The sequence below is a fragment of the Mesorhizobium sp. AR07 genome (genome assembly GCF_024746815.1).
Classification (GTDB): domain Bacteria; phylum Pseudomonadota; class Alphaproteobacteria; order Rhizobiales; family Rhizobiaceae; genus Mesorhizobium.
Genome location: NZ_CP080528.1, coordinates 242816 through 262066, shown reverse-complemented (window position 1 = coordinate 262066; position 19251 = coordinate 242816). Strand labels below are relative to the sequence as shown.

20 protein-coding genes and 2 pseudogenes are annotated in these 19251 nt (G+C 59.9%); 9 read left to right on the top strand and 13 right to left on the bottom strand.

The window, feature by feature from the left end:
- Positions 1–21 precede the first annotated feature (21 nt).
- A complete protein-coding gene (locus BPNPMPFG_RS37415) occupies positions 22–399 on the bottom strand; it encodes a DUF5615 family PIN-like protein (RefSeq protein ID WP_258598853.1) in 378 nt (125 codons plus the stop codon).
- A gap of 4 nt (positions 400–403) precedes the next feature.
- The gene (locus BPNPMPFG_RS37410; protein WP_258598851.1) at positions 404–1054 is read right to left on the bottom strand and encodes a DUF433 domain-containing protein; all 651 of its coding nucleotides are present in this window, start codon (positions 1052–1054) and stop codon (positions 404–406) included.
- 1106 nt (positions 1055–2160) lie between these two features.
- On the opposite strand from BPNPMPFG_RS37410, the gene BPNPMPFG_RS37405 reads away from it, so the two are divergent.
- Both BPNPMPFG_RS37405 and BPNPMPFG_RS37400 read left to right on the top strand, forming a co-directional pair.
- Positions 2161–2901: a hypothetical protein gene (locus tag BPNPMPFG_RS37405; RefSeq protein ID WP_258598850.1), complete on the top strand. Its 741-nt coding sequence runs from the start codon at positions 2161–2163 to the stop codon at positions 2899–2901.
- 262 nt (positions 2902–3163) lie between these two features.
- Positions 3164–3463, top strand: a complete 300-nt coding sequence (locus BPNPMPFG_RS37400) for a DUF5623 domain-containing protein (RefSeq protein ID WP_258598849.1) — start codon at positions 3164–3166, stop codon at positions 3461–3463.
- 32 nt (positions 3464–3495) lie between these two features.
- Here BPNPMPFG_RS37400 and scpB (BPNPMPFG_RS37395) read toward each other — a convergent pair whose 3' ends face one another.
- Together scpB (BPNPMPFG_RS37395) and BPNPMPFG_RS37390 are read right to left on the bottom strand one after the other, a co-directional pair.
- Positions 3496–4185 carry an SMC-Scp complex subunit ScpB gene (gene scpB / locus BPNPMPFG_RS37395; RefSeq protein WP_258598848.1) on the bottom strand — a complete coding sequence of 230 codons (690 nt, stop codon included), beginning with the start codon at positions 4183–4185 and terminating at the stop codon, positions 3496–3498.
- Positions 4186–4189: 4 nt separating this feature from the next.
- Positions 4190–5191 (bottom strand): DUF1403 family protein, encoded by a 1002-nt coding sequence (locus BPNPMPFG_RS37390; RefSeq protein WP_258598847.1) that lies wholly within the window; start codon positions 5189–5191, stop codon positions 4190–4192.
- Between the two features lie 145 nt (positions 5192–5336).
- On the opposite strand from BPNPMPFG_RS37390, the gene BPNPMPFG_RS37385 reads away from it, so the two are divergent.
- Positions 5337–5501 (top strand): hypothetical protein, encoded by a 165-nt coding sequence (locus BPNPMPFG_RS37385; RefSeq protein WP_258598846.1) that lies wholly within the window; start codon positions 5337–5339, stop codon positions 5499–5501.
- A gap of 538 nt (positions 5502–6039) precedes the next feature.
- Here BPNPMPFG_RS37385 and BPNPMPFG_RS37380 read toward each other — a convergent pair.
- From BPNPMPFG_RS37380 to repA, 5 genes and pseudogenes are all read right to left on the bottom strand, one after another.
- Positions 6040–6472: pseudogene (locus BPNPMPFG_RS37380) on the bottom strand (plasmid maintenance toxin (PemK-like)).
- Positions 6459–6752: a type II toxin-antitoxin system Phd/YefM family antitoxin gene (locus BPNPMPFG_RS37375; protein WP_258598844.1), complete on the bottom strand. Its 294-nt coding sequence runs from the start codon at positions 6750–6752 to the stop codon at positions 6459–6461. The pseudogene BPNPMPFG_RS37380 and the gene BPNPMPFG_RS37375 overlap by 14 nt, the downstream one beginning before the upstream one ends.
- 64 nt (positions 6753–6816) lie before the next feature.
- Positions 6817–8019 (bottom strand): plasmid replication protein RepC, encoded by a 1203-nt coding sequence (gene repC, locus BPNPMPFG_RS37370; protein ID WP_258599080.1) that lies wholly within the window; start codon positions 8017–8019, stop codon positions 6817–6819.
- A 155-nt stretch (positions 8020–8174) separates the two neighbouring features.
- Positions 8175–9176, bottom strand: coding sequence for a plasmid partitioning protein RepB (repB, locus tag BPNPMPFG_RS37365; protein WP_258598842.1), 1002 nt, complete (start codon positions 9174–9176; stop codon positions 8175–8177).
- A gap of 75 nt (positions 9177–9251) precedes the next feature.
- Entirely contained in the window at positions 9252–10457 is a 1206-nt protein-coding gene (gene repA / locus BPNPMPFG_RS37360; RefSeq protein WP_258598841.1) for a plasmid partitioning protein RepA, read from the bottom strand.
- Positions 10458–11029: 572 nt separating this feature from the next.
- Here repA and BPNPMPFG_RS37355 point away from each other — a divergent pair.
- Positions 11030–11302 carry a nucleotidyl transferase AbiEii/AbiGii toxin family protein gene (locus BPNPMPFG_RS37355; RefSeq protein ID WP_183455498.1) on the top strand — a complete coding sequence of 91 codons (273 nt, stop codon included), beginning with the start codon at positions 11030–11032 and terminating at the stop codon, positions 11300–11302.
- On the opposite strand, the gene BPNPMPFG_RS37350 is transcribed toward BPNPMPFG_RS37355, so the two are convergent.
- On the bottom strand, positions 11254–11562 hold the full coding sequence (locus BPNPMPFG_RS37350; protein ID WP_258599149.1) for a hypothetical protein: 309 nt from the start codon (positions 11560–11562) through the stop codon (positions 11254–11256). The two genes, BPNPMPFG_RS37355 and BPNPMPFG_RS37350, sit on opposite strands and share 49 nt — an antisense overlap.
- Here BPNPMPFG_RS37350 and BPNPMPFG_RS37345 point away from each other — a divergent pair.
- Positions 11474–11744, top strand: a pseudogene (locus tag BPNPMPFG_RS37345) (helix-turn-helix domain-containing protein). The gene BPNPMPFG_RS37350 and the pseudogene BPNPMPFG_RS37345 overlap by 89 nt on opposite strands.
- Positions 11745–12107: 363 nt before the next feature.
- Here BPNPMPFG_RS37345 and fic read toward each other — a convergent pair.
- Both fic and BPNPMPFG_RS37335 read right to left on the bottom strand, forming a co-directional pair.
- Positions 12108–13211, bottom strand: a complete 1104-nt coding sequence (gene fic, locus BPNPMPFG_RS37340) for a protein adenylyltransferase Fic (protein ID WP_258599079.1) — start codon at positions 13209–13211, stop codon at positions 12108–12110.
- 164 nt (positions 13212–13375) lie between these two features.
- Positions 13376–14641 (bottom strand): site-specific integrase, encoded by a 1266-nt coding sequence (locus BPNPMPFG_RS37335; protein WP_413776960.1) that lies wholly within the window; start codon positions 14639–14641, stop codon positions 13376–13378.
- Positions 14642–14897: 256 nt separating this feature from the next.
- Between BPNPMPFG_RS37335 and BPNPMPFG_RS37330 the strand changes: the two genes are divergently transcribed.
- The 4 genes from BPNPMPFG_RS37330 to scpB (BPNPMPFG_RS37315) all read left to right on the top strand — a co-directional run bounded on the left by BPNPMPFG_RS37330 (position 14898) and on the right by scpB (BPNPMPFG_RS37315) (position 17451).
- Entirely contained in the window at positions 14898–15257 is a 360-nt protein-coding gene (locus BPNPMPFG_RS37330; protein WP_258598840.1) for a type II toxin-antitoxin system RelE/ParE family toxin, read from the top strand.
- Positions 15247–15570 (top strand): helix-turn-helix domain-containing protein, encoded by a 324-nt coding sequence (locus tag BPNPMPFG_RS37325; protein WP_183465791.1) that lies wholly within the window; start codon positions 15247–15249, stop codon positions 15568–15570. Before BPNPMPFG_RS37330 ends, BPNPMPFG_RS37325 begins: the two co-directional genes overlap by 11 nt.
- Before the next feature lie 187 nt (positions 15571–15757).
- Positions 15758–16708 carry a DUF1403 family protein gene (locus tag BPNPMPFG_RS37320; RefSeq protein ID WP_258598838.1) on the top strand — a complete coding sequence of 317 codons (951 nt, stop codon included), beginning with the start codon at positions 15758–15760 and terminating at the stop codon, positions 16706–16708.
- Positions 16709–16713: 5 nt separating this feature from the next.
- On the top strand, positions 16714–17451 hold the full coding sequence (gene scpB, locus BPNPMPFG_RS37315) for an SMC-Scp complex subunit ScpB (protein ID WP_258598837.1): 738 nt from the start codon (positions 16714–16716) through the stop codon (positions 17449–17451).
- A gap of 218 nt (positions 17452–17669) precedes the next feature.
- Here the strand turns inward: scpB (BPNPMPFG_RS37315) and BPNPMPFG_RS37310 are convergent, their stop codons facing one another.
- The gene (locus tag BPNPMPFG_RS37310) at positions 17670–19121 is read right to left on the bottom strand and encodes a hypothetical protein (protein WP_258598836.1); all 1452 of its coding nucleotides are present in this window, start codon (positions 19119–19121) and stop codon (positions 17670–17672) included.
- Positions 19122–19251 lie beyond the last annotated feature (130 nt).

Here is a 19251-nt window from a genome sequence, read left to right as displayed (position 1 = left end):
GCGGAGATCGCGCAGCCTCAGCTAGGGCGACGGCAGCTCGTATCGTGTTACGATGGCAATGCCGTTTTCGATCTCGATTTCGATAACCTCATTAATCAGGAATTCCTCTGGGCCAAAATCTTCGAGGAGAGCATCGAAGAGCTCTCTCTGCTTTTCAGGCCCGACCTGAGGGACGACGATGATCAGGCCGGCGTGAACCGGTTCTTTGGCATAGAGCTTCCTGAAGTCCTTGGCATTTTTGGTGACGAAGGTGAAATCCTCGTCGACAATGAGGGGCATGAGGTCCCAGTCGGTTTCGCCGCTTAGCCCAAGCCAGTTGACGTGGTTTGCTTCATGTCCGCGTTCTTGGGCTACCGCAACCAGAGACGTGTGCAGGCACTCATCGATCAGAAACCTCACGAGGTCACACGCGTCTCGACCTGGCCGACGGACGTGGGTCGCCCTTCAAGACCACGCGCTTCAACGACTTGATTTTCACGCCCTTCTCGAACAGCTTCTTGGGGCGCCCACGAACCGGGTGCGCGGCGACCCACATCCTGGCGAGCTCTATCACGCGCGGCGTGAGCTTTGGATATCCCTCCAGAACCTCCGCTTCATCTGCGCCTTGCGCTAGCATCGTCGTGATCATGCGAACAGGGATGCGGGTTCCTTTGAACACAGGCTCTCCGCCCATCACCCCTTTAACGCGGCCGATGGCAGCCTCCGCCTCATCGAGATCGACAATGCGCGCTTTCAGTTGTTTACGCGCCTCGGCGACGTCGACGATCAGCAGGTCGTCGGCCCTTACGGTCTTGGCCTTTGGGGCAGCTTTGATTTCCTCGAACAGGCGGTGGCGACGATCAGCGGGCAAAGTCGCACCGACGCCATACCAAAGCTTGAGCCGCAGCAAATCCTCGCCGGTCAACGCCCGTCGGACGACCCCACCGACGCGCCGAGCAGTGCTCGGCACGGTATCGACAATGCGTTTGTCGATCGCATTGTGCACGGCCTTGATGCCGATCCCGCTGACAGCGGCTGCCTCTGCGGGGGTATAGATGCGAGCAAGTGCGCCCATTATTCTTCTCCTTGCAAAGAATAATATAGGCCGTTTGACTTCCTTCGTAAAGGCACGCGTCTCTGGAAACCCGGCGGTTAGCAAAGGCGGTGGTGAGGGATCGCACCCTTCATACCCTGTGCGAAGGGTACTGCGGCTTCGGAGATATCACTGAGATCTCGGGTGCCGCAGAAATTCTCAAGCGGCTGCCCCGCGCCATGCCGAAGCCGACGGCCCACATCATCGACTGGTTCCATACCGCCATGAAGGTCCAGCGCACGCAGCAGATCGCCGATCAGTGGAGATGGTCCCACACTGACCAACCGGGGAGCTGCCTTACTACATCGACAGGGACGTCAGAGCCGTGAAGTGGCATCTATGGCATTGTCGTGGCGATCGCGCCTCATTGCCCGCTTCTCACCGGCCGTGCATGAACTCGAAACTCCGCACGGGCGCCCGCTGACAGCATCGCCTTCATTCGAGCCCGGCTGTAAAAGGCGTGAGCGACGCAGGGCGGACCAGCCCCCGGATTCCGGTAACTTCTCCGGGTCGGCCAGGAATTGTTAGCGCACGCTGGTCCATCACCGTCGCTTTTGTTGCGGAAATGCAGCTTCCTGGCGATCGACGCAAAGAGTTCATCATCAGCATCGATATGGCGCACGTTCGCAGCGCCGATCCCAATTCAGCGCGAAACTTCGAGCTCGTCATCGCCAGATGCGGTCACGGAGGTCAGGGGTCCAATCTAGGGGATCCTCTCGTCAAATGTCCGCTTTTCAGATTCGGAAGACGGAAACGAACGACCGGGATCAGGCGGCAAACCTGCCGTTCGCCTCGCTCGATGCATAAGTCAGCCGCTAGCTGATCTTGTGGGGAAAAGCCAATCCAAGAATATCCGAAAATTGTAGCATACTTCGGACCTCTCTCTTGCCGCCGTCCGAGTGGGCCAGAGACTTCTCACGAAAAGAAATCAATTGTATTCTACGATTCGGTGCTTCTGGCAGGAGCGCGCCGCCCGTCGTTGCGAAGCTGTTGACAGCACTGCCGATCGTGACGCTCCCGTTCATGTCATGTTCGGGCTCGCGAGGTGGTTGACGGGCGACACTTCCCAACGAGCCAGGAGAACTGGCATGTCCAAGACAGATATTCAGCCGTCCTCGATTGAGGGCATAAAGCGCCTTGCCAAGGCTATCTCAAAGCGAGATGCAATCTCGCACAGCGAAGCCCTCGACACGGCATCTCAAGTATCGGGCTTTGGCAATTTTCGGCATGCACGCCGATCGTTGGGCGATCGTTCAGCGGAAGCCAGCCTGGCGCGGAATGTGGTCTATATCTCCACCTTCTGGGAAGACGGCCAAACACGAACATCCGGCCGTGAGACGATCCGGGTATTCATTTCAAAGCCGCTTGATGAACTGATCAAGCCGTCTCAGTATCGATATGCTCACAAGCTCGGTCGTTCCGGCGTCATGCCCCAGACCATGTGGTCGATGAGTATCGACCAGACTCGGCGCGCGCGGCTTTGGACATCGCTTGCGGAGCCGCGAGGGTACTGCAGTTCATCGACATCACGGGCCTGCAGCCATCCAAGGCACACGTCGAACCCGGAGCGGTATATTCGGCCCGCCTGCCTGGACGTGATCATGGAAGTGCCTGGTACGATCCTGTCGCAAAACATCACGTCGGGGCCGACGAACCTTACGCAAGGAGTGTTGCGTCGAAAGGTGCCGAGCGTGACGCCTGGGCGCGGCAACACAACTGGTCGCTTGCAAGGCCGGAATGGGCGGGGATGTACTATCCGGAAGGGGGCTGTGAACTTTATCTGTATGCCGACACTTCGAAGGGATATTCGCTCGATGGGCTCCTGCTAGCGCTTTCCAAAGCTCCTTCACCAATCGTGCCCGCGAATTGTGACAGGGTCGCCATCGACGGTCACGCTCCTTTTGTGACTCCGGGAGAGAAGGCTGAAGCCGAGGTGAAGCTCGCGAGAAACGTTCAACGAAAAGCTACCGCGCCACGCGGTCCCAATACCACTGTCGAGTACCGGCTGCCGCTCAGCGGCAAGCGACGCCGGCGTCCGAAGGCGGCGATGCCCGTGGACGCGCATGCCAAGATAGGCACTCTGTAAAGGGTGTGCTGACCGACATGCGAGCGCGCGCAGGCGTCTACAAGCGCGTCGATGCAGTCCGAAGCGAGCTTGATGACTGGGTTCAATGCGAACACGATCGGGCGGCCATGCCCGATGCGGTGTTTTTCGACCTCTACTACGGAGAGAATTCCGCCGGAGGAACGTCAAAAGCTGGCGAACAACATATCGAGGACCTCCGCCTCGTACAGTCCATGCTGATGCAACACTATCCGGATTGTGCGCCGTTGAGGGACCTTGTGGGAAAAATCGATCTTGCCGTCATGTCGCTCGAGAAGTTGCGGTGACGATGGCGGTCGTCCGGCCAGGCACAGGCGCTCTACTCGTCGGCGTCGGCATCACTCTCGCCGGGGCCCGAAAACCCCGGCATGATGTCGCCCGCCAGAAGCTTTTCCTTCGACAGCAGCCCCGCATCCTCGAGAGCCTCGAAGTCGGGAAGGTCGCGCAAGGTTTCAAGCCCGAATTCCAGCAGGAACTGTTTCGTCGTCACATAGGTATAGGGGGCGCCTGGCGTGGGGCTCCGCGGGCCGGAGGCGATCAGGCCGAAGGAGCGCAAATTGCCGATCAGGTCGCGGCTGATCTCCTTGCCGAAGAATGACGACAGTTCGGCGCGCGTGATCGGCTGGAAGAAGGCAATGCACATCAAGACCAGCACTTCGGATTGCGTGAGGTCCACGGCGCGTTCGCTAGAGCCGACGGCCGTACGGATGGCGTCGGCATAGGCCGGCCGCGTCAGGTGCTTCCAGCCGCTAGCGACCGCGACCAGATCGTATGGCCGGCCCCGCAGCTCCTCGCGGATGTCGTCGATCAAAAGGTCGATGCTGCAGGTCTTGCCGACGATGCGGGTAAGCACCTCGCGGCTAACCGGTTCGCTGGCGGCGAAGATGGTTGCTTCGACGCGGTTCATCCATTCGCGCCAACGTACTTCTGGCGGCAGGTGATCCAATTCGCGGTCGAACAGGTGACCATCTGATCGCTCCTTCGCCCTTCTCCCCCTCGCCTGCTCCATGGTCTCACAGCCCGTAGATGCGGAAGGTCGGACGGCCGGACAGCTCGCGGACGGCACCAAGTTCGATCAGCCGGTCGAACAGGCGGCGCAGCCCGCGGTCGCTCATGCCGGCGATCTTCGAGGATGCGACGATCGCGTCGTCGGACAGCAGCTTCTCGACGACAGTGTCCGCCCCTTTCGCCCGCAGTTTTGGAGCGACAGCCAGCAGGCGGTCGGCGCGGCGGCCGAGCTCGGCCGCAAGATCCATCGCCTGCAGCGCCGCCTGCGCATAAGCCGCCCAAATGCGTTGCCGGGACGGCTGACCGGATTGCCGTTCGGCATGTCGTGACCGACGACCGCCCGCCACCGGGTGCAAGCCGAACAGGGGCACCGCATGCGCCCACCCTAGCCGGTCGGCCAAAACAGCGTCGGCAAGCCACGGTCCAAGCTCACGCGCGGCGCGACTGTGATGACGCTCGAGCACGGCGATCGCGTCGACCGCGCCAGCGATTGCATTACCAACCACGCCAGCCGTCGCCTGGATTTCGTCAGCGATTTGGCCGGCCGCCGCCTCGTCAAGCGCGCTGCCCAGATCCGCGCCGACATCGACCAACACCGCCTCGCTGACCAACGTCGCGACCGGACGCGATGCCAGCGTTCGCCACGCAAGCAGCATACGGCCGGCGGGTCCAACGTCGTCGCCGGGACGGGTGAGCAGCAGCGCGTCGCGCAGCGCCGCCTCGCCCTCGACCCGGCCGGCGCGTTTGGCCGTTGCCGCCGCTGCTGCCGCGAGCGCCAGGCGCTGCCGCCAGGCGCCGGCCCACATCTCCTGCCGGCGCACCACCGCATCGAGGGCGGTCAGCGCCGCGGCCGCGGCAAACGCAGCGTCTTCAATCGAGTCCGGACCGGCCGCCGCGGCGCGCAGCCAGGTCGGCACGGGAGTGGCCAGCGCAGCCGGGACTGCACCGGTGACGACCACAGGTGCATGGCTAAGCAGTTTCGGGCGCAGAATCATCGTCGACAGCATGAATCATCGCGGCGCTTCTGGCAACGAAAATAGCCCAAAGCCGCCGTGCCCGTCGACAGTTTAAAACGAACGATAAACCGTAGCCTTTCGTTTTGATCTTTCTAGAGGAGATGCTCTCTCTCGTCGATCAAAACCCGGAAACGCGTTGGGCAAGAACAATCATATCGCGACGGTCATGGCGGGCAGGCGCAACAAACACGCCGCCCCGCCTCCCAAAGAGGCGGTGCTGCCGGATGATCTGATCGCCATGCTGGAACGCTCGACGCAGCAGCCGACGCGGCGTGAGCCTCGATTCTTCCTTGCAAAATAGGAGGTGCACTCCACGATTGCAAGGATGATTGGGCGCCCCGTCACGACCGAACTCACGGAATCGCTGGACAACATCGCCGCCGTGGCGCTGCGCGGACCGCGTCAGGTTTGGCAAGACCACTCCTAGCCTGGAGGGCGTCCTTCCATCTATCTCGCCTTCTGATCGTTGATGGTCGCGTCACCAGGCAGGAACGCCCATGTCGTCACACGTATAGGCACGCCGGGTGTCGGGCTGCGCGCACTCGACGCGGTGAAGTCGGCGCAACGCGGATTGCCGGTCGAGGCTGACCTCTTTGCCGAAGAAATACGACAGCTCGGAGCGGGTGATTGGCTGGAAGTAGGCGACTCACATCAGCACCAGCACCTTCTCAACGCCGCCCACCTCCGCCGCGAAGTCGCAAGGTAAAACCAGCGCCGAATTCTTAGCCTATGACTTTAATTGAAATCAGGACACAGCCGCTAAGGCCGCAGAAACGCGCCTGGAAGACGCTTTGATCCAGACCGCCTAGCCGCCGTCCGGCATGCCGCAGAACCAGTCGTTACGCCGAGCGCGGCGTGCTCGTGTGCGCCTGGCCCGTCGCGATGGCGACAAACCGGCGCTTGACCGCAACAAAAAACGCCGGCGGCAGCGGCCCGCAATAGCCGCTCTCCGTGTCCAGCGGCCGGATGTCGGGCCCCGGCCAGGCAAACCGGTTGCTTTCCGTCAAGACGATCCACGACCGCTCAGGGTCAAGCCGCAAGCGCAGCTTGACCGCAGCCGGGATCTCGATGGCATCATCGGGATCGGACGGTGGCGTATGGGTGATCGGCAGGACGCGGACGACCGGCGATCCGTCCTCCTGCATGGCGACCAGCGCCAGCACAAGGCAGTGTCGGTCCTTGTCGGCTTCCTCGCGGGCCCTCGCGGTGTTGCCAATGCCAGGGATATGAATAACGGAAGACGTGGCCGACCTTGATTTCAACCGGCAGCATTTTTTGCCGTCAGACCCTTCGCCGGAGGGAGCTCGTCGTTGAGGTGGTCAAGGCCCGGCTCCATTTCGGCGGCTTCGACCGCGGCGATTTCGTCCGCGCTGAGTTCCGCGGTCAACTCGACCCGCCGGTCACGCTTCGACAGCCGGACAAAATCCTCGTAAGCCAGCAGCACGGTGCACGGCCGGGCGTTCTTGGTGATGATGACAGGGTCGCGAACCGCGGCATCCTGATCGGCGCCGAAGTTTTTCGAGACGGCGGCGGCGGTGACGGTGGTGGTCATCGGCCTAACTCCTTTCTTCCGGAATATACGTAATTCGCGCTTGAACTGGCGCAAAGCGATATCGTCATCCTGTCATCCTTGCTGTGGCGCCGTTCGCCTTGAGCGCCGCCATCAGCATCGGCCCGACCGAAAAGGTCCCTCCCCTGGCCTTATCAGTCAGCGCCCGAAGATAGCCGCCGGCGGAATTGATGTGCTGAGCACGTTGCAGGATACAGGCAATCACCACCGCCGCGATCTCCTGGCCCATCGCATGGCAGGCTTCCTCATACGCTGACGGCGAAACACCCAGATATCCCCGCACCTGGGCGGCGGTTATCATGAGATCGCGCCAATTGCCGATCCCGTCGACGGCGTAGTCCGCAATTTCGGGGCAGGCCTTCAGCACCATCCCCAGCGGGTAGGTTTTCGGGGGCTCTGCGGTCGTGCTTGGCTCGGCCGTCGCCCCGCTTTTCTCTAAAGCAGGTTCAAATTCAAAAATAGAGTCGGTGTTTGAATCAGATTGCTGCCGCTCGTTTTGAGAGTCATTGCCGCTCGGATTCGTGGATTTCATATGCGTTTCCAGCAGCTTATCCACTTCCTCGTGCAATGCAGCGAGATCGGCCATGATCGGTTCGAGCTCGGCAATGCAGGCTCGGCGCGGAATTGCCTCCACAACGCTGCGGAAACGCTTCCACAGGCCTCCCCAGTCGCCCGGAACATCTTCGTCAAGGGCCGCCTCGATGAGCTTGTGGATGTCACGGCGGTGCAAGGTGATCCGCTCGCGCATAAGCCTGAGCGCCCGGTTGTCGGCACGAACACGCTCGGCCGCCGCCTCGAACTCGTAAGCACGGGCCAGCAGGGGGGCCAGGGAGAAGCCGAATGCTTCCTCGATCTCCCCTCCCCGGCCCTTGCGGGCGTAGCGCTTGCCGTTCGGGCTATCCCGACGGATGATCAGCCCGCAGTCAACAAGAGCCGCCAGGTGTCGTCTGACTGTGGGCTCTGGCATTCCGTGCGCCCTGAGCGACAGCTGTGCGTTCGAGGGAAAGACGATGAGGTCGTTTTCCTCACTCAATTCGCTGTCAGGATAAAATGACAGCAACGCATTCAGCACGGCCAGAGCGCGATCGCCGATGCCGACGATGCTCTTGCCTTCGCAGAGGTTGCGGTAGACCTGCCATTTGTCGACCACCCTGCCCTTGGAGATCTCACGTGAATCGTTTTGCGCTGCCAGCATGGCAAGCGACATCGGCCGCCGCCCAAAGGGCGTCGTTGCAATACCAGTCTCCATTTCTTCCTTCGCCTTCAATTAGGCAAAAGAAATCCGTCCGCCGAATCGACGCTTAAAACGCTTGACACTGATTCGCGGAAATGAGATTCTCGGCTTGCTAAAGATCGAGAAGGGCTTCCACGGTTCGCCGTCGGGGGCCTTTTTCTTTTGCGGTTTTAGTCTCCCTTGGTTTCCTTTTCCTGCTTCCTGTAGGCCTCATAAAGACCGTCCAGTTGGCCTGCTATGAACTCAGCAAAATGGAGACCGTAAGCTGCCTCGACTATTATCGAAGCTTTCTTTGGTGTCCCTCTAATCGCAACGCTCAGTGATCTGTCGGCAGGAGCCCAGGCTTTGGGTGCGAGGGCAACCTTTGGCTTCTTGGGTGTCTTGGATGATTTCAGATGACTGAGGAGCAGGTTGAAGACTTCGTCCTTCACCTGACCTGCTGCAAACTCCTCGGTTCGAACGTACTCGATCGCTTTGGTAGCATTGGCTGGAATCTGAACTAGTTTTTTGAGTTCTTCCCAACGATCCCTGCCAACACCCTTTGCGGCCCCAACGACACTCAGCACCGCTTCGGGAACCGTCTCAGCGACCGACAGCATACGAGACAGCAGCGTGTCATCGACCGTAAGGGCTGATTTGACAGTATCCTTCGTCATACCGCTCTCAAACAACTTCCGTGCGAACAACGACTTCTCGATAAACGACAGGTCGGCTCGAGCAGTATTTTCTTGGCCCTGTGCGATGACATGCTCAATGTCAGCCAAGCGCTTCACGACCGCTCGGACATTAATGCCGAGATCGCGGGCGACCTTTGCCCGTCGATGGCCAAATACAATCATGTAGCGGCCTATATCATGGGGGTGCGGTCGCACAAGGATCGGTGTCGACTGGCCAGATGTACGAATGGCTTGTCTGAGCTGTAGGTATTCTGCGTCATCCTCCCCTATACGATCAGCAATGAACGAACCATCGAGATCCTTGGGGTCAATCGCCACCACGGTTTCTCCGTCGAGCATCCGCACTGAATTCTCGGCCAGTTCGTCCAGTGACTGCATCATCGAACGCGACGCGCCACGCTTGGCGTAGTCAGACCTAGCCTGCGATGCCGAATGCACTGGCTGTTCCCGAGTAAGTGACGCGGTTACGCTTGCCAGAAGGTCCTTTCTAGCCATTCTGTCCTCTCAGACCTGCTCTCATCTTTTTGAAATTGCTTCCAAAACTGTCGTTCTGCACGGCTGTCAAAATGGTCACTTCCGCCCCCATGCCTTATGAATAAGTGATGTAATCTCGGAATTGACCGCGTTCAGACTTTCAATCGCCCGCTCATATGTTGATCGCGTGAATTGGCTTTTCTCGACCTCGTAAAGTGTCTGTTTCGTGATGCCCGCGTCTGAGATGGCCGTAGTCTTCACCATTTGGTTCTTGAGCATGCGCTTGTTGAAAAGTGCTTGCAGGAAACCAACCATCTGGGCCTGGGGACCATCGGTCGGCTCATATCGAGTCACGAGATAACGGAACCACTTCAGCTTCACCGCTGCCCCAGCCCCCTTGATGGACTGCAGGATGCCACCGAGCATGAGCAAGAACTGAGACATCGACATCACATCGAGCATCTGCGGGTGCACGGTAATAATCACCGCCGTCGAAGCTGTCAGAGATGTGAGCGTTAGGTAACCGAGTTGCGGTGGGCAATCTATGACAATCACGTCATAGCGATCGTCAACTTCCTTGAGCGCCGCAGAAATGCGCGTGAAGAACAAGCGCCCTTCTGGTGAATTCTTGCTAGAAGCGGCTAGTGGAGTGTCGTACTCGTATTCCTGCAGTTCAAGATTGGCAGGCACGATGTCCAAACCCGGGAAATTGGTCGGCCGAATAATCTCCTTGATTGATTTTTTGTGCTCGTCGTATCGAAGTGCCTCATAAAGCGAGGGATTCTTGTCGAGTTCAGGCTGAATGCCATGCAGAGCTGACAGGGAAGCTTGCGGATCAAGGTCAATTGCGAGAACGCGGTGCCCTGTCAGAGCGAGGTATTGAGCTAGATGGGCAGCTGTTGTTGTCTTGCCGGAGCCACCCTTGAAATTGACGACGGAGATGACTTGCAATGTGTCACCTTGACGGCGGTGAGGAACATAGCGCTTGAAGTCCGAACGACCGTGCTTGTCGAGGTATTGACGCAACTCGAGCATCTGCAGAGCAGTGTATGAACGACGACCCGAATTGGAAACCTCAGGTGCGGGGCCCTTGCCTTCGAGATGCAGCTTTTTAATATGATTCTGGGTGACGCCCAGAAAATCCGCGACTTCGACCGACGAAAATTGCCGTAGCCCCTTCATCGCATTTGGTGGATACTGCTCAAGCCGCAGCATGTTCAATTTGTCCGAGATAAGCTCTCCCTGTTCGAGAATCTCCTCGTCGAAATCGAACTCCAAGTCGTGATCGGGCATCAAATTCATACTCGGCAATTTCCAGAATAACGCTTTTCTGACATGATTGTCACTTCAAGCGTGATTAATGCCCGATTCGGACAATCCAGCAAGAAGTTTTTAGCTAACAGGAGGTTAACGGGCGTTCTCGCCTCGAAAGCATAATCTAAAATTGCATCTGTGAGCTGTTGGGAACCGTTGTCGCAAGCCATAAAGGCAGCACGAGCTTGGCATGACATTCAGACGTCTACACCATTGAAATGATGGCACAATTATCCGATTTGCACGGCTGTCAAGTTTAACGGTCGGGGCACGATTCCGGTTCCGTGGTTGACGTTGTGCCCTCTGTGCAAGATAGGAACGGTGCTGGGCCGACCTGAGGGCCGAACTTCAGCGGGAGGCGAACTTGCGCGGTCGTCACCCTTTCAACTGCCGAACAGGCCGACCTAATTTCGGATGATGTATAGCTATCAAAGTAAGATAATCGAACGCTCCACGGCCTTCAAATGTCGAGCGTGCCCCGACCGGTCGGTGAGCGGACGCAATCGCAATGGATGCGAAGGGTGCGCCTTCTCTCTCATTGCAGACCGCCTCTGGAACGGATGCACGAAGTCGGCGATACGTTCTGGCTGATGGCGGTCGGCGGTGTCTCTTGGCCGGCCTGCCCGATTTCCAGCTTGGTCGCCCCACTATCCGACCTAATCGACCAGCTTCGGCAGAATGCCGGCGGCCACGACTTCGAAAGGTCATTTGGTGGCGGAATGGCGATGATGATACAGATCGGCCATCGCGAAAGCCACGACATCGATATTTTCCTCGACGACCCTCAATTGCTCGGTTTCATCGACCCATCCAGAACCCCACCTGCACTTTGAAACGATGCCATCTGACTAGCCTTGGGGGCGCTTGCCGGCGCTAATCCAGTGAAATGCACGCAATTCGGCATCATCATGTTCGCCCTGTCCTGTTTGGCGAACAGATAGACGTAAACCCAAACGTGGATCTGGACGCGGAGTTGAATGCTGGAGCTTTGATGGAGATAGGCGATGACGATTAGACGAAAATTCAAGAGCGACGCCTTCGAGGCGGTCCACAGCGCGATGGAAGGCATGGTGCGCGCCGGCACGGTCGACAAGCAGACCCTTCCTTCGACGAAGCCTGCCTGTTCCGGCCGACGTTATGCGACGCAAAGAAGATCAAGGCGCTGCCCGAGCGCAATCACGTCAGCCAGCCGGTGTTCGCGCGCTATCTCAACACGTCGCAATCGACGGTGCAGAAGTGGGAGACCGGTGCGCCAAGCGGCCGAGCGGGCTGTAGCAGAATCTTCTGTGGGTGGTTGAAAAGCACGGTTTGCAGGTGCTGCAGTAGCCGCTCAAGCCCCAACCGTACCGGTAGGGTGACCGGATGAAAATGTGGGTAACCAAAGAGGGGCACGAATGGCGGGTGTCGGCATGCCAGCTCTTGCAGGAACGCGCCCGAAAAGAGGAGGCGGCCGGCGAGGATCCTGCCTGGCCATGGCCAACGGTGACCTCGGATGAACAATTTTGGCGGCAATGTGGCGAACGAAAAAGCCCAGGCACGTTTCAGATATGCCGGAAACCAGGGCAATCAAACGGTCCTCTTCGGATGAGGGCGAGATGCAGGACGGGCGGTTTAGTGCCGGTAGGGAAGGTGAGGGCTTCACCGGCCGCCTTGCGCCGGCTCGCGCTCGGTGAGAAGCGCCAGCAAGGCCGGATTGATATAGAGGTTCTCGCGACCAGCCTTGACTTCTTGCAACAGGCCATTGTCGACGAGGGTCTTTAGATAGACCGATGCCGCCTGTCGTTTCGCTATGCCGGATGAAACCAGGTCGCCGATCCGGCAGTACGGATTGACGAAGATTATCTCGGCAAGCTCTCGGGAGTAGATTTTCGGGAGGTCTCGGCGCAAGCGCTCGGCGGTCTGGTCGAGCAGGTCGCGGATCGCACGTATACGGGCAGTTGACCAGCCTGCAGTCTCCGTTACCGCGGCGAGCATGTAGAGGATCCAACTTTCCCACGCGCCCTCCGTCGTCACGGCGAGAAGGCGATCGTAGTAGGCTCCTTTGTTTCGGATGATATAGCGGCTTAGATAGAGCACCGGGATGTCCAGGAGGCCCTTGTCAACCAGATAGAGCAGATTCAGCACGCGGCCGGTTCTGCCATTGCCGTCGATAAACGGATGGATGGCCTCGAATTGGTAGTGCATCACGGCGAGGCGGATCAACGGATCGATGTCCTCGGCCTCATGGATGTAGCGCTCCCAGTTCGCCAGCTTGTCGCGCAGGAGGTTCTGTCCCTCGGGCGGGGTGTAGACAACCGCACCCGTCGCCTGGTTGACCAGGGCCGTGCCCGGCGTCGACCGAATGTCGAGTTCGACGCCCTTGATGGTGCGGCACACCGCGACCGCCGTTGATGTCGTCACAGGACGCTCTTGCAGAGTTCGGAAGCCCTGATTGAGCGCGGTGCGGTAGCGCAGCGCCTCCTTCGTGGCAGCATCAGCGAGATTTCCGGCTTCATTGGCGAAGCGAAACAAGCGGTCCGTCGTCGTGACGATGTTCTCTATTTCGGAACTTGCCTGGGCTTCTAAGAGCGGGATAGAGTTGATGAGGACTGCTTGGTTCGGAATAAGCTGACCCGATATCCTGAGTTCTGCTAGGGCCGCGCGCGCCGCTATGCAGGCCTTGAGCACGGACTTCGTTTCAACATCCTCCTTTGGGGGCAGGGGAGGGAGGTCATTGTAAGGCCGGTCGGCCTGAAACGTCATGTCGATGGTTCCCTGTTCGATCGACATGTCGGGGTTGATATGTCGTTGGCATCGACACATTGTCAAGTCATGTCGATAGAACCGTAATCTATCGACATATTGTGATAGCAGCAAGGCGATCGCGCAAACGGAGGTTATTAGCGGCGGCTCCCTCCAAAGGGCGTTTACAGCCCGCTTGCCTTGGTGAGGTTGATCCGAAACCTGTCGCGCCGGCGCTGATAGCGACGGGTCATTTCCGCGGAAGCATGGCCGAGCTGCTTCTGCACGTATCGCTCATCGACCTCGGCCGAGGAAGCGAGGCCGGCGCGCAGCGAATGCCCAGAGAATTTGGTCCCGCGCTCGCCTTCCGACAGATCGCCACGAACGCCGGCGGCCAGCGCGGTGCGCTTGACCAGCCGTGCAACTTCCTGGTCGTTGAGACGCTCGGCTCCAACCGCTTTGCCGTGGCCTGTGACACGGCGGAACAGCGGTCCGTGCGCGATACGAGCGAGTTTCAACCAGGTCTGCAGGGCGACCACCGGGCAGGTGGCGTCGGAGGAGCCGCCGCCGATCTCGACTTCGCGCCAGCCGGTCTTTCCCCGCAGCGTCACCAGCATGCCTTTGTCAAAACTCTCGATCCAGCCCGAAGAATCTTCGGTCTGATCGCGGCCAACATCGAGGCCGACTATTTCCGAGCGACGCAGGCCGCCAGCGAAGCCAAGCAGCAACATGGCGCGATCACGCAGGCCGCGCAGGGTGCCGCGGTCGAGGGTCTCCAGCATCGCGATCAGATCCTCGGGAAGAAGCGCCTCCTTCTGCCGTGGCGGCTGTGCGTGGCTGTTGCGAATGCCGGCGAGCACAGTGGCGATATGGCGGTCCTTGCGGTCGAGCGGCTGGCCACGCTGCGTATAGTTCCAGGATAGGGAGGAGAGACGGCGCTCGATTGTCGCCACGGAGTTCGGCTTCTTGTCCCCCGTTACCTTGCCGGATGCGCAGGCGGTGATGTAGAGGCCGACGGTCTGTGGGCCAGGCGGAAACACCTCTAGATTCTGGCGGCGTGCCCAGGCGCAAAAATGCTTCCAGTCGGCGGCGTAGGCGCGGCGCGTGTTGGCCGAACTTGCCGCCTCGACATAGTCGCGGGCGCGGTCGGCGAGCTGGTCCAGGTGTGCCGGCAGGCGATTTGGCGCGGTGGACGACAGGGGAGGGGAGGGCGTCCAGTCCGAGGTGCCGTCGACCGGCCGTCCCATTGCCATGACGAGATCGATAATGTCCGGCAACTCGTTGTCGAGACCGCCGCTGTCGAGACCGTCGCCGGCAATCGGCGCTGACGGCTCAGCCCAGGCCTGTGAGGCGGAAATCTCGACATTCAGCGTTGTGCTGTGGGACGCCCCGGAGTTATTCCGGGTGTAAATTTTGGGCTTCTGCTCGACGTCTTGGGCTGTCGTTCGCATTCCATCAACGGGCGGCAATTCATTGATCTCGAACGAATCAGATTTTGGGTTCATTGCCGGATTCTAGCCGAATTAGCGGATTTTTCGTAACATTTTACAGCGAGGCCGCTGTGGTTCACGGACCCGACAGGGACACGATTGATGATGCCACCTTGGATGGGCGGTTGCAAGGGAAGTCGTGATCCGGAGGCTGGCGTCGCTCGACAACCGTTGCGACATCCCTTGAATACCATAGCACCAAGTGCTATCTTTCGTCATGCCGGATCGAATATTCAAGACAGCATGGTTCGCCAAGGCGGCGCGCAAGGCACGGCTTTCGGATGCAGCGCTTACGCGGGCAGCCAGGGAGGCCGCGCAGGGCAAGGCGGACGATCTCGGCGGAGGCGTTTTCAAAAAACGGCTCGGCGACAATCGCTTCCGATCGATCCTGCTCGCCAGGAGCGGCGAGTTTTGGGTTTACGTCTATCTGTTCGCCAAACAGGACAGGGCGAACATCGATGATGACGAATTGCGTGCGTTTCGCGATCTGGCCGCGCTCTACCGGCGCAAATCCACCGTGGATCTGGACGCGGAATTGACTGCTGGAGCTTTGATGGAGATTGGCGATGACGATTAAACGAAAATTCAAGAGCGACGCCTTCGAGGCGATCCACAGCGCGGTGGAAGGCATGGTGCGCGCCGGCACGGTCGACAAGCAGACCCTGCGCTCCTTCGACGAAGCCTGCCTTTCCCGGCCGACGATATTCGACGCCAAGAAGATCAAGGCGCTGCGCGAGCGCAATCACGTCAGCCAGCCGGTGTTCGCGCGCTATCTCAACACGTCCGAATCGACGGTGCAGAAGTGGGAGACCGGCGCCAAGCGGCCGAGCGGGCTGGCGCTGAAGCTTCTGTCGGTGGTCGAAAAGCACGGTTTGCAGGTGCTGCAGTAGTCCTTTTTCCAAACGAGCGATAATGCAAGATTATCATTCGTTTTGTGTTCCCGACAGGCGCAGCGCTTTCCACGCAATTCGATTGCTAAAAGCGCCGCCATGATTCATCGTGCTTTCGATGATTCTGCGTCCCAAACCCTCTCGGCGCCACCACGCCACGCTTGCCGGTGCCCCTTCGACCGCGCCGATGACGACGGTGCCGGCCTGGCTGCGCCGCGCCGTCCCCGACGCGCAAGGCCTTGCGAGCAAAGACGTAGAGGATGTGGCGCTCGTTGTCGGCGCTGCCATCGGCGCGCTCGATGCGGTGGTCCGCCGGCAGGCGCGGTGGGCCGGCGCCTGGCGGCAGCGCTTGGCGCTTTCGGCGGCCGCCGTCACGGCGAAGCAGGCTGGCCGCGTCGAGGATGAAAGCGCGCTACGCGACGCAGTGCTGCTCACAAGACCGGGCGACAATGTCGGCCCCGCCGGTCTTTTGCTCCTCGCCTGGCGTAGGCTGGCAGTTCGGCCCCCCGAGGACCTTCTGACGGAGAATAACCTTGCCGGGGTGTTGGAAGATCTCGGTCACGCCCACGACGACGAGGCGGTCAGCGACCTGGCAGATGAGCTTCGGCAGCTTGCCGTCAGCGTCGACACCGTCGGGATGCTGACCGGCGCGTTCATGGCCGCCGAACGACATAGCTTCGGACGCACGGTCGGAGCCTGGCTCGCCGACGCCTTGCTCGCGCAGCGGCTAGGCTGGACGCATGCAATCCCTTTGCTGGGCGGGGAGGTGGCCTTGGCTGTGGGTACGGGCCGGCCGCGTCGACCAGTGAGTGCCGCTCCGGCTGCCGGTGCCGACACGGAAGCCGATCGGGCCAAAAGCCTGCTGGCCGCGCAGGCGCGCGCCGCGCTGCGTGCAATTGATCTTTCCGCCGAGCTCGAGCGCCGCGCGGACCGGCTGCTTGCTGTTGCCCCGAAACTCAGGGCCAAGGCGGCGGATGCTGTTGTCGGAAAGCTCCTGTCCGACGACGCGATCGTTGCCTCGGAAAACATCGCTGGAATGAGCGACCGCGGATTGCGCCGCCTGTTCGACCGGCTGGTCGAGCTCGGCGCCGTCCGCGAGCTGTCCGGCCGCCCCGCGTTCCGCATCTACGGGCTGTGACGATCATGGCGGAGGCAGCGCGCAGGCGAGGGGGGAGCCAGTCAGATGACCGTCGATCAGCTGACCAGCTGTTTGACCGGGAACTGGATCACCTGCCGCCGGAGGCGCGCTGGCGCGAATGGATGCACCGGGTCGAGGCAACGATCTTCGCCGCCAGCGAGCCGGTCGGCCGCGAAACGCTGGCGCGGATCGTCGGGAAAAGCTGCAGCGTTGACCTTTTGATCGATGACATTCGCGAGGAGCTGCGTGGCCGCCCTTACGATCTGGTGGCCGTTGCCGGTGGCTGGAAGCACCTGACTCGGCCGGCCTATGCCGATGCCATCCGCGCCGCGGTCGGCGGTAATGAGCGCGCGGTTGAGCTGACGCAGTCGGAGGTGCTGGTGCTGATGTGCATCGCCTACTTCCAGCCGATCACGCGGGGAGAATTGTCGTCGTTTTTCGGCAAGGAGATCAGTCGCGATTTTATTGGTCATCTGCGCGGTGCCGGCTTGATCGCTTCCGGTCCGCGCAGCCCGACGCCGGGCGCGCCCTACACCTACGTCACCACGAAAGAATTCCTGTTGGAGTTCGGCCTCGACACGCTGCGCGACCTGCCGGATTTCGAGGCGCTCGAGGATGCCGGACTGCTGAGCAAGGAAAGGCTTCTGGCTGGCGACATTCCAATTGCGATAGGCGGGGTGCTCGAGGAGGACGATGAAATCGAAGGCTGTGATCTCGATGTCCGTTCCGAGGTGCCTGAATGAGGATCCTTCCAACCTACCCTTAGGCGGCATTCGGCCCACGGGGACGAATGGTTTGCCCAGGTTAATGCCCTCCGCAAATCCCGTTCGGCGGAGTCAGTCAAGCGGCGACGGGGGGAAAGGTCGGCACCTGGGCTGCGACGCTGGATGAACTGGCACGCGAGCTCGACGTCGTCATCGTGGCGTCCGGGGGCAATCGCGCTCCCGCAGCGGCAACAGGATTATCCTACTGCATTGCTCTCAAATCTGAGGCCTTCACCCAGCAGCCAATCCATGTAGGCGTCGCCTTCCTCTAGATCGACGTCTTCCGCCTTTGCATGCTCGTAACCCATGAAGCAGCGTGCCTTCTCAAAAGAACATGGAACCGCTTTCATGAGCCATTTGGCACGAGCCAACTTTGCAAGGGCATCGCGTGCGTGCCGGTGATACTCGTCCACGGCTGCAACAAGATCGCGGTTGTTCCGCGCCGTTTCGATTGCCCACTCATAGACAACATCGTGCATCTGGTTAGGGGCAATTGCGACGATAGCAGCCTCTACCTCTCCGAGCGTCAAGCTCGACTCCTCAAGCGTGCCATCACGACGCTGGACCTCAGAAATGATATGCCGGCAGTCTTGGCAGATGAGCACAGTGACATGGGAGCCGATTACCATTCCACCCGTCATGTCGCCACCGCGCCAGTAGAGGTTGCTGATATCCTCCTCCGCGATCCAATCCCGGATGATGTGGATGCGCGCCGTCCATTTTCCCTTGTTCGACTTCCTGCATATCTCCCGCTTGGAGCGCTTACAGCACCCGCACGTCCAATCCTCGCTTACAGCATTCCAATGCTTTTGTTCGCCGTTCTGGCTCCCTACATCGGCGAACTCAGCATCGCTGGGCGGCTTGCCGGCAGGCTTCACCTTCCGTTTCGCTGATTTGCCAACGGCGTCCCGCGCAACCGATCGGGCAAGTACTTTCATGCCGATGCTGCCACGGTCTAGGTGCGGCAACGCGTCTGTAACCTGCGCCCATACCAGCGCCCGGTCATCGATCCAGAAATCGGCCCGCACCCCAATCGCCACTTCGCGACGGTTCTTCCCCTTGGCGAACCGTATTGCCATCCGCTCAGCAAAATCGAGGCGATCCGCGATGTCTGGCTTCACCCGCTCCCACGTCGTGCGTGCGGCCTCAAAATCGACTGTATGGACACCGTTGTCGGTGGCGCGAATAAACCCGGTGATTTCTTTCGGTGAGAAAGTGAAGTCCCAATCCACGGCGCTGTCGAGTGTCGCCTTAGCACTTCCCTCTGCCAGATTGCAGTTGATACAGATGAGCGTTCGTTCGAAGCGTTCCACGAACTGGAGCATGCCGTACTTGGCATGCGACACTTGGATGTTGAACTCGCGATCCTCCGACTTCTGGTTGATTTCCTCGAATAGCTTCCCGGCCTTATCGCCTAGGTGGTCGTGGTGCAATTCAAGTTGACATAGCAGGACGCCGGATGTCGTGAGTCTCGCAATCTGCGGCTTGGCCCTCTGGCAGCATGGGCATGTCCAGCCCTGCCAGATGCCAGCCCATGCCCGATTGAGATTGAGCTTATCGGTGTTGAACCGGCGCATAAGCGCTTTGGTCTGCGCGCTCCATCGGCCGTCTCGCATTCGCGCAAGCTGTTCCAACTCGTCGTCGGTCATGCTTTCGATGTCTGGGATGGTGATCGTTATGGAGCTGCCGTGCACGACGATTTCGAACCATAGTTGGCGATGTAGAATTCTATTTTCCTCGTATAGAACAATTGAGGAACGTCGCCAATCTGAACACCTT